3 protein-coding genes are annotated in these 3,014 nt (G+C 72.0%); 2 read left to right on the forward strand and 1 reads right to left on the reverse strand.

Annotation, left to right across the window (positions count from 1 at the left end):
* A partial coding sequence (locus E1193_RS30785) for a phospholipase D-like domain-containing protein (RefSeq protein ID WP_132186637.1) occupies positions 1–1,038 on the forward strand: 1,038 nt, incomplete at its 5' end.
* Here E1193_RS30785 and E1193_RS30790 read toward each other — a convergent pair.
* Entirely contained in the window at positions 1,009–1,740 is a 732-nt protein-coding gene (locus E1193_RS30790) for a hypothetical protein (protein WP_243707977.1), read from the reverse strand. The two genes, E1193_RS30785 and E1193_RS30790, sit on opposite strands and share 30 nt — an antisense overlap.
* A 468-nt stretch (positions 1,741–2,208) precedes the next feature.
* On the opposite strand from E1193_RS30790, the gene E1193_RS30795 reads away from it, so the two are divergent.
* On the forward strand, positions 2,209–2,928 hold the full coding sequence (locus tag E1193_RS30795; protein ID WP_243707978.1) for a SigB/SigF/SigG family RNA polymerase sigma factor: 720 nt from the start codon (positions 2,209–2,211) through the stop codon (positions 2,926–2,928).
* The last annotated feature ends 86 nt before the right edge of the window (positions 2,929–3,014 follow it).

Below are 3,014 nucleotides of genomic sequence, written 5' to 3' on the forward strand. Positions count from 1 at the left end.
CACCCGCCCTGGCACGACGTGCAGTTGGCGGTGCGCGGCCCGGTGGTCGGCGCGCTGGACACCACGTTCCGGGAGCGGTGGGCCGACCCGATGCCGCTGGACTCGGAGAACCCGCTGGCCTACCTGCGGGACCGGCTGCGCGGCGCCGACCTCAGCCCCGGGCCGTTGCCGGCGCAACCACCGGACCCGCCGCCCTGCGGCCCGCACCACGTCCAGGTGCTGCGCACCTACCCCGCGGTACGCCCGCGCTACTCCTTCGCCCCCGACGGCGAGCGCACCGTGGCCCGGGGCTACACCAAGGCGGTACGCCGGGCCCGCCGGCTCGTCTACCTGGAGGACCAGTACCTCTGGTCGGCCGAGGTGGCGGAGCTGTTCGCCGGGGCGTTGCGGAACAACCCGGACCTGCATCTGGTGGCGGTGGTTCCCCGCCACCCGGACGTCGACGGCCGACTGGCCCTGCCGCCGAACACGGTGGGCCGGGAGCAGGCGCTCACGCTGTGCGAGCGGGCCGCCCCGGAACGGGTGCACGTTTTCGACGTGGAGAACCGGGAGGGCCAACCGGTCTATGTGCACGCGAAGGTGTGTGTGGTCGACGACGTGTGGGCGAGCGTGGGCAGCGACAACTTCAACCGGCGCTCCTGGACGCACGACAGCGAGCTGTCCTGCGCCGTGCTGGACGACACCCGGGACCGACGGGCGCCCGCCGATCCCGGCGGCCGGGGCGACGGGGCCCGATTGTTCGCCCGTGAGCTGCGCCTGCGACTGTGGCGCGAACACCTGGACCGGGATCCGGCCGGCGGGGAGGACGCAGACCTGCTGGACCCGGCGTCGGCGGTCGCGGCGATCACGGCCGCGGCCGACGCGTTACAGCGGTGGTACGACGAGGGCTGCCGGGGCCCACGGCCTGCCGGCCGGCTGCGCCCGCACCGCCCCGAACGCCTGCACTGGCTGACCCGGCTCTGGGCGCTGCCGGCGTACCGGCTGGTCTACGACCCCGACGGCCGGCCGCTACGGGATCGGCGTGCCGGCACCTGGTGACCCGGCACCACTGCCGGCGGGGGCCGGGTAACCCGGGTACGGGGACAGCCCGCCCGGGTACGCGAACGAGGTGCGGGGCGCGTAGAAGCCCCAGGGAACGAGCAGCGGGTTCTCCGGGCGCAGCGGGTAGGTCGGGTGGCCGGGAGCGAGGAACTCCACGGACTCGATCTCGAACGGGGTGACCGGCTCGGAGATGAACGGGTAGACCCCGCTGAGCAGCTCGCCGTGGCGGATCGTGAAGTAGCGGTGGTGCCCGCGGCGCACCTCGTGCCCGGTGTGCCCCACCCGCGCCCGGGCGCGGATCACCGGCACCCCGTCGACCACCGTCTCGGTGACCAGCAGGTCGCCCCGGACGTCGACGGTGGTCCGGCCGAGCACCGCGGGGGCGCCCCGGGCGGCGGCATAGTCACGCACCCGAGGGCTGGAGGTGACGTAGTGGGTCCACCAGCCACCGGGGGCCGTCCCGCCCGGAGCGTCGACGCCGGCCAGAGCCACCCCGAGGTAGGTCAACGAGTACGCGCCGAAGCCGGAGGTCTGGGCGGCGTCGTCGACGACGTACTGGTTCATGAACACCTGGCGGTCCACCCGCGGGCACAGTCCGGGGGGCACGAGCGCCGCGACCGCGTCGAGATCCGCCGGCAGCCAGCTGACATGCAGCGTGCGGCTGTCGACGACGAGCTGCGGATCCGCGGGATCGAGCACATTTCCTCCGTACCTGTGGGTGTACCCGCGACGCTACGGCCGGTCGCCGGAACACGACAATGACGGAAAGCGGACACTCCCCGTCACATGTCGGGTACGTGATTGACCGGTCGGCTACGGGATGCCGCCAACCGAGGGCGTTCGCCGGCCGTTTGGTCGCGCCCGCGACACCCCGATAGACGGGCGCGTGGTTCGCCGTTATGCGGCTTACCACGTCTTCAAGTCCATCACACCACTTAAGTGCCTCGTACTTTCGGCTAGATTTCCGCGACCCGATCGGGCTAAGGTAACTTCCGAACGGACTATCCACGCTAAACCAAAGCGTCACGTCTTTGACCCGCGGACGAGGTGCAGGGAGGACCACCCATGACCGCGCCAGCGATCACCGAGCAGACGACAGCGGCACCACCCACCCCGAAGCTGGACCCGCGCGCGCTCACCCACAGCGCCGCCGACCTGCTCAACGCCATGGCTGCGCTGCCGGCCGATCACCCGTCCCGGCCGGCCCTACGGGACCGGGCGATTGAGGCGTGGCTGCCGCTGGCCAATCATCTGGCCCACCGCTACAGCGGTCGCGGCGAGCCCACCGACGACCTGGCGCAGACCGCCGCCGTCGGCCTCATCAAGGCGATCGACAGGTTCGACCCGTCACGCGGCGTCGACTTCGCCGGCTACGCCATCCCGACCATCATCGGTGAGCTGAAGCGGCACTTCCGCGACCGCACCTGGGACATCCGGGTCCCCCGTCGACTCCAGGAGCTGCGGCTGGCCATCTCCGACGCGAACAGCACCCTGCTGCAGACCCTCGGCCGCTCGCCCACGGTCGCCGACATCGCCGCCCACCTCAAGCTCACCGAGGAAGAGGTCCTCGAGGGCCTGGAGGGCGCCCGGGCGTACAACGCGGTGTCCCTGTCCACGCCTACCGGCGACGGCGACCGGGCGACCGAACTGGGTGACATGATCGGCGCCGAGGACGGCGAGTTCGAGCTGGCCGAGCTACGGGTAGCCCTGGGCCCGGCGCTGGCCACCCTCGACGAGCGCGAGCAGAGGATCCTCACCCTGCGCTTCTACGGCAACCTGACCCAGTCGCAGATCGCCGAGCAGATCGGCGTCTCGCAGATGCACGTCTCGCGGCTGCTGGCCCGGGCGTTGACCAAGCTGCGAGGTCAGTTCGGCGGCACCTACTAGGAAGTGGCCGCGGTGGCCGGGCCTTTGTCTCTCGGGCACACAGTGGCCGACCGGATTCCGCCACCCCGGGCGGTGCGACCCCTGCC

Source organism: Micromonospora sp. KC606, assembly GCF_004348675.1.
Taxonomy (GTDB): domain Bacteria; phylum Actinomycetota; class Actinomycetes; order Mycobacteriales; family Micromonosporaceae; genus Micromonospora.